5 protein-coding genes and 1 pseudogene are annotated in these 6,171 nt (G+C 70.7%); 2 read left to right on the forward strand and 4 right to left on the reverse strand.

Going from position 1 to position 6,171, the window contains the following annotated elements; translation table 11 throughout:
- Positions 1-329: 329 nt before the first annotated feature.
- Complete coding sequence (locus WH07_RS15925; protein WP_232788915.1) at positions 330-1,802, forward strand: SGNH/GDSL hydrolase family protein; 1,473 nt, start codon at positions 330-332, stop codon at positions 1,800-1,802.
- A 121-nt stretch (positions 1,803-1,923) separates the two neighbouring features.
- On the opposite strand, the gene WH07_RS15930 is transcribed toward WH07_RS15925, so the two are convergent.
- The 4 genes from WH07_RS15930 to WH07_RS15945 all read right to left on the reverse strand — a co-directional run bounded on the left by WH07_RS15930 (position 1,924) and on the right by WH07_RS15945 (position 5,659).
- Positions 1,924-2,595 (reverse strand): DUF1707 SHOCT-like domain-containing protein, encoded by a 672-nt coding sequence (locus WH07_RS15930; RefSeq protein ID WP_046500560.1) that lies wholly within the window; start codon positions 2,593-2,595, stop codon positions 1,924-1,926.
- 217 nt (positions 2,596-2,812) lie between these two features.
- Complete coding sequence (locus WH07_RS15935; protein WP_046500561.1) at positions 2,813-3,877, reverse strand: ABC transporter ATP-binding protein; 1,065 nt, start codon at positions 3,875-3,877, stop codon at positions 2,813-2,815.
- Positions 3,878-3,951: 74 nt separating this feature from the next.
- Complete coding sequence (locus tag WH07_RS15940; protein ID WP_408645855.1) at positions 3,952-4,866, reverse strand: ABC transporter permease; 915 nt, start codon at positions 4,864-4,866, stop codon at positions 3,952-3,954.
- Complete coding sequence (locus WH07_RS15945; protein WP_046500564.1) at positions 4,859-5,659, reverse strand: ABC transporter permease; 801 nt, start codon at positions 5,657-5,659, stop codon at positions 4,859-4,861. Before WH07_RS15945 ends, WH07_RS15940 begins: the two co-directional genes overlap by 8 nt.
- Before the next feature lie 294 nt (positions 5,660-5,953).
- On the opposite strand from WH07_RS15945, the pseudogene WH07_RS41140 reads away from it, so the two are divergent.
- Positions 5,954-6,171, forward strand: a pseudogene (locus WH07_RS41140) (hypothetical protein); the annotation flags it as partial.

Genomic DNA, 6,171 nt, shown 5'->3' on the forward strand with positions numbered 1-6,171 from the left:
TCCCCGGTCCGGCCCCCAGCTCACGGCCCTCCGGAAGCCCGGCCCCGTGCCCGGCCCCCTGACCGGCCCTGTCGTCGGGGCCCGTCGCCTCCGGCGTTCTCTCCGGATCCGTACGTTCCATTCCGTTCCACCCGTCCACGTAGCCACCGTGCCCGTCGTGCCCGCTGTACCCGCCGTGCCCGCACAGTGACCGCAAGCCCGCCCTTGTCCACTGACATTGTCCCTGTCTGAGGTACTCCCGGGGCGCGTGCCGAGTTCCCGGCGCCATGCCCGATGATGTCCCTGCGCCAAGGCACGACATGCACGACCGTGAGGGGGACCACCCGGGCATGACCAGATACCGCACATATGCCCTGCTCGGAGCGCTTCTGGGGTTAGTGGCGCTGGTATGCGCCACCATCATCGGCGGGTTCGCCCTGCTCGACGGCTCCGGCATCGGCCCCCGCTCCGGCGGCCTCGCCTTCGGCGACCCCTGGCCGTCCCGCGCCGAGGACCGCGACGCCGAGGACGGCGACCAGGCCCGCGACCAGGACAGCAATCGGGACGCCGCCCGGGACAGGGCTCAGGACCGCACCCGGGACGGGCTCCATGACGGGGTCCAGGACCGTACCCGGGACCGCGCGAGCGACCGTACGCGTATCGGCACCGCCGAGCCGTCCGCCTCCGACAGCGCCTGGACCGCCACCTGGGCCGCCGCCCCCGCCGGGGCCGAACCGGGCGCCCCCTTCGGCCGCCCCGGGCGCACCATGCGCAACGTCGTGCACACCAGCATCGGCGGCACCGCTGTCCGCGTCACCCTCTCCAACCTCTACAGCTCCGCCGGCCTTCTGATCGGCCACGCCTCGGTCGCCGTCCGGGACGGCGAGGGCGCCGCCGCCGTCCCGGGCACCATGCGCAGGCTCACCTTCGCGCGGCAGTCCGCCGTGACCGTGCCGCCGCACGGACAGATCATCAGCGACCCGGTGGAACTGCCCGTTCCGTACGACGGCGACCTGCTGGTCACGCTGCACACCCCGGCGCCCGGCGGCCCGGTCACGTACCACCCGATGGCGTTCCAGACGTCGTATCTCGCCCGGGGCGACCGTACGGAGGACCTCGACGCCGCCGCGTACACCGAGCAGACCGGCTCCTGGCGCTATGTCACCGCCGTCGACGTGCTCAACCGCGAGTCGCCCGGCACGGTCGTGACCTTCGGCGACTCGATCACCGACGGCGACGGCTCCAAGCCCGACGCGAACCGCCGCTGGCCCGACACCCTCGCCGCACGCCTCCGCGACCAGCACATCGGCGTGGTCAACGCGGCCATCAGCGGCAACCAGGTCCTCGGGGACCAGTCGTGGCGCGGCTGCGGCGAGAGCGGCCTGGCCCGCTTCCGGCGCGATGTGCTCGGCCGGGCCGGGGTCAGGGCCGTCGTCATCGACCTCGGCGTCAATGACATCCTGCGCGGCGGCGAACGCGACCCCGCCAGAATCACCGCCGGGCTCCGCGAACTGACCCGGCAGGCGCACGCCCGCGGAATCCGCGTCGTCGGCGCGACCCTGCTGCCGTTCGGCGCGCACCGTGGGTACGACGACGCCACCGAGGCCGTACGCGAGCAGGTCAACGACGAGATCAGGTCGGGCGGGATCTTCGACGAGGTGGTGGACTTCGACCAGGTGCTGAGCGATCCGTACGCACCGGACCGGATCAGGCCGGTGTACGACTCGGGGGACGGCCTGCATCCGAGCGACGCGGGCTACCTGGCGATGGGCCGCCACTTCGATCTCACATCGCTGGAGGGCAAGGTCCCGGCCGAACTCTGACCGTACACGTGCGGAACTCTGCCCCGTACACGTGCGGATCCCCGGGCGAACGTACGTTGGGGGTGCGGGTACGCGCGTACCCGCACCCCCGACGTACGTACGTCCAGGACCGCCTCGGCCCTCAGTCCAGCTCCTTGCGGTCCTTCTTCTCCAGCCTCTGCCGCTTCCGCTCTTCCTTCAGCCGGCGCTTCTCCGACTCCCGGATCTTGCGCTCCACCCCGACCCCGCCCATCAGCGCGAACCCGGTGACGATCACCCGTGGCGACCCCGGGCTGACCTCGCTGTCGCCCACCTCGCCGAAGCCGCCCATCAGGCCGAAGCCCCTGACCTCGACATCCATGTCCGGCGGCACGACCACATGGACCCCGCCCATCAGCGTGAAGCAGCGGATCACCACATCGCGATCCTCGAACCGCGCCTCGCGCAGATCGATCTCGCCGCCCGCCTGAAGGACGACCGCCGTGAACGTACGGCCCACCGTCCACGTGCCCTTGCGCCCGAAGCCGCCCCAGAACGCGAAGGCGCCCTTGGAGGTGGCCCGTTCGCGGCCGATCCGGTCGGACCAGGCGGTCACGCCACCACTCGGCGAAGCGGGAACCGCGACACCCGTCGTCGTCCCGGGCGCGGGCAGGTCACGTACCAGTGGCACCAACTCGCCATGCGTACGCGCCTTGTACGCCGCGTCCAGACGCTCCTGGAACTCCTCCATGTCGAGCCGCCCCTCGGCGACGGCCTCGCGCAGCCGCTCCGCGATCTGCTCCCGCTCGGCGTCGGAAGCTCGCGTATCGGGCATATCGGGGCGGGGGCGGGGAGCCTCGAAGTGACCGGCGGCTCCGGAGCTTGGACCGGATGCGGAGCCAGGGCCGGATGTGGACTCGGGACCGGGTGCGGAGCCAGGACCGGGTGCGGACTCGGGACCGGGTGCGGAGCCAGGACCGGGTGCGGACTCGGGACCTGGGCCAGGCCGTTCACTCGTCATGGCAGCAGAGTAGTCACCGCCGGGGCCCGCGTCACACAGCCGATCGATCGACGTACATCTTGGCGATCACCGTCTCGATGTCCGGCTCCCGTACCGAAAGATCCACCAGCGGATAGTCCGCCGCGATCCGCGCCACCAGCGGCGCCGCGGACTCGGTCGCGGGGAAGGCCAGCCACTGCCGGGGCCCCTCGGTCCTCACCGGCCGCGCTCCGGGCAGTTCGATCGGCGGAAGCTCCTGTTCCAGATCGACGACCAGGGTCCGTTCGCTCCGGCCGATCTCATGCAGCCCGGCCAGCCCCCCGTCATAGAGCAGCCGGCCATGGTCAATGACCATCACCCGCTTGCAGAGTTGCTCAATATCGGTCAGGTCATGGGTGGTCAGCAGAACGGTCGTACCGCGCTCGGCGTTGAGATTCCGCAGAAAATCCCGGACCTTGGCCTTGGAGATCACATCGAGCCCGATGGTCGGCTCGTCCAGATACAGGATCGCCGGATCGTGCAGCAGCGCCGCCGCGATATCGCCGCGCATCCGCTGGCCGAGCGAGAGCTGCCGTACGGGCACGTCCAACAGCTCGGCCAGATCGAGGAGTTCGACACACCGCTCCAGATTCGCCCGGAACCGCGCGTCCGGGATCCGGTACATGCGGTGCATCAGACGGTACGAGTCGATCAGCGGCAGATCCCACCAGAGCGTGGTGCGCTGCCCGAAGACCACGCCGATGTGCCGCGCCAGCCTGGTGCGTTCACGGGACGGGTCGATGCCCGCGACGCTCAGCCGGCCGCCGCTCGGGGTCAGAATGCCGGTGAGCATCTTGATGGTGGTCGACTTGCCCGCGCCGTTCGGGCCGATGTAGCCGACCATCTCACCGCGCGGGACACGGAAACTGATGCCGTCGACGGCCCGGACCTGGTGCTTCTCACGGCGCAGCCGGCCAATGCCACGCCGCGCTCCACCACGTGCTTCGCCGCCTGCTCCGGCACCCGCTCCGCCTCGCGCTCTACGCCGTACGTCGAAGACCTTCTCGACACCGTCCAGCTCGATGAAGCCGTCCTCGGCGTCCCCGGCATCCCCGGCGTCCGCGCCCTCCGTACTCATGAACCCTCCATCCGTCTGAACCCTCCATCCGTCGTGGACACCGCACTCGTCGTGAACACTTCATGCGCCGCTCGTCAGCTCCCCGTACTCCGGTACGCGCGCAGCCCCGCCCGCCAGGCCAGCCCCGCCAGCGCGCAGCACACCACCGCCACCAGCGGCGGCAGGAACGCGACCGCGTCCGGCAGCCCCAGCGGATCCTCGCGGCCCAGGACGTACAGCGCGGGCATCCAGTTGACGAAGGCCAGCGGCACCACGAAGGTCACCCCGCGCACCAGGTCCTTAGAGAAGACCGTCGGCGGGTACTGGAGCAGGGTCTGCCCGCCGTACGTGAACGAGTTCTGCACCTCCGACGCGTCCTGCGCCCAGAACTGGAAGGCCGCACCCGCCACGAACACCGCCCCGAAGATCACCGCCCCGCTGATCACCATCATCGGCAGCATCAGCACCCGTACCGGCGTCCAGTCGAGATCCAGCGCCGCCAGGGAATAGACCAGCACGAGCACCCCCTGCCCGAGCCGGCCGACCCGGCGCAGCGCGAACCGGTCCGCCGCCACCTGCGCCAGTACGGGGACGGGCCGCAGCAGCAGCGTGTCGAGCGTGCCGTCACGCACCCGGCTGCCCAACCGGCCCATCGGCCCGAGCAGCAGATCGGCGAGTCCGAAGGCGGTCGCGGACGTCCCGTACAGAAACGCGATCTCCGGCAGCGCGTAGCCGCCCAGGCTGTCCACGTGGGCGAACATCAGCAGGATCGTGACGAAGTCGAAGGCGGTCACCGCGAAGTTCCCGAGGGCCGTCATCACGAAGGACGCGCGGTACGTCATCGTGGAGCGGACCCACATGGCCACGATCAGGCCGTACGCCCGGAGCCCGTCCCGTACGGCGGCGCGCCGCGACGACCGCGGAATCCACCGCTCCGGAAGATCCGCGGACGTCTCTGCCGACGCCCCCTCGGCCCGGGACTCCACGGCCGTGTCCCGAGGCTCAGCCACCCTGGACCACCACCCTCCGTGTCGCGACCGACTGGAGCACCCGCCCGGCCGCCAGCAGCGCCACCGCCCAGCCCGCCTGGAACGCGTACGCCGCGGCCAGGTCCCAGCCGGTGTGCTTGCCGAGCAGTACGTCCGCCGGGATCTGGAGCAGCGAGGACCAGGGCAGCACCGCCGCGACCTCGCCCAGCGCGCCCGGGAAGACGGGGAGCGGCAGCAGCATCCCGGAGAAGAACAGCCCCGCCAGCAGCGCCATCTGCGCCGCCCCCGCACCGTCCATCAGCCAGAACGCCGAGAGCGCGACCAGGAAGCGGATCGCGAAGCTGACCACGACCCCGAGCGTCACCGCGACCAGGAACGCCAGCCAGGTCAGCGGATCCGCGGGCAGCGCGAGCTCGAAGACGAACGAGCCGAGCACCATGGGTACGATCCCGCGCCCCAGCAGATGGAAGGCCGCCCGGCCGAGGTCCACCGCCAGCCACCAGAGCTGGAGATCGGCGGGCCGGTAGAGATCGACCGCGACGTCCCCCGTACGGATCCGCTCGATCAGCTCGCTCTCGAAACCGCCGCCCATCATGGCGCAGGTCGCCAGCAGCGCCTGGCCCAGCCACACATAGGTCAGGGCCTCCGGCAGGTCGTAGCCACCGAGCCGCGGCCGCTGATCCCAGAGAGCCATATAGGTGTACGCCATGATGTAGCCGAAGACGGTGTTGGTGAACACTCCGGCGAAGGTCGCCACGCGATAGGTCGCATAGCGCCGGAACCCACCCGCGGCCACCGCGATATAGAGCCGCACCACACCCCCTCGGACCCGTCGAAGCCGCCCCGTACCCCGCCGCCCCCACGGATCGGTCGCGTACCGGCCAGCGACGAGGCACCTACGAGCACCAAAGCGCACGACCCTAGCCCACCGGAGTCAGCCACCGCGACCCGTTATCCGGGCGACGCTACTCATCCGTTCTGACCGTGTTTCATAGGACTGCGCAGCTTTTCTCAGTTCTGCGCCTTGAATCGCCTGATACGACCCCGTCAAGGACACCGTCAAGCCGGAGAGCGATCACCCGGCCACGGCCGAGGAGTCTCCACACTTATGAGCGATGAGCCATATCAGCAGGGCTGGGCCCCAAGGGACCCCTCGGTCCTCGTGCCCACGATCTCCCGCTTCCCGTCCGGCCAGAAGGGCGGGCGAAGCGGAAGGACCCGAAAGGGTGAACCGGGCGGAAGCCCCGGGAACGGCGGACCCGGCACCAACGGGCCCGGCGGCCCCGGAAAGCGCAACCGCCCCAAACGCCCCCGCCACCCCGGCGC

The sequence above is a fragment of the Streptomyces odonnellii genome (assembly GCF_000981895.1).
GTDB lineage: Bacteria > Actinomycetota > Actinomycetes > Streptomycetales > Streptomycetaceae > Streptomyces > Streptomyces odonnellii.

What these genes read in the sequence shown, in the direction of transcription:
- WH07_RS15935 (WP_046500561.1), bottom strand. Translation starts at nt 3,877, where the DNA reads ATGAGTACGGAGGGCGCGGACGCCGGGGATGCCGGGGACGCCGAGGAC.
- WH07_RS15930 (WP_046500560.1), bottom strand. Translation starts at nt 2,595, where the DNA reads ATGCCCGATACGCGAGCTTCCGACGCCGAGCGGGAGCAGATCGCGGAG.
- WH07_RS15925 (WP_232788915.1), top strand. Translation starts at nt 330, where the DNA reads ATGACCAGATACCGCACATATGCCCTGCTCGGAGCGCTTCTGGGGTTA.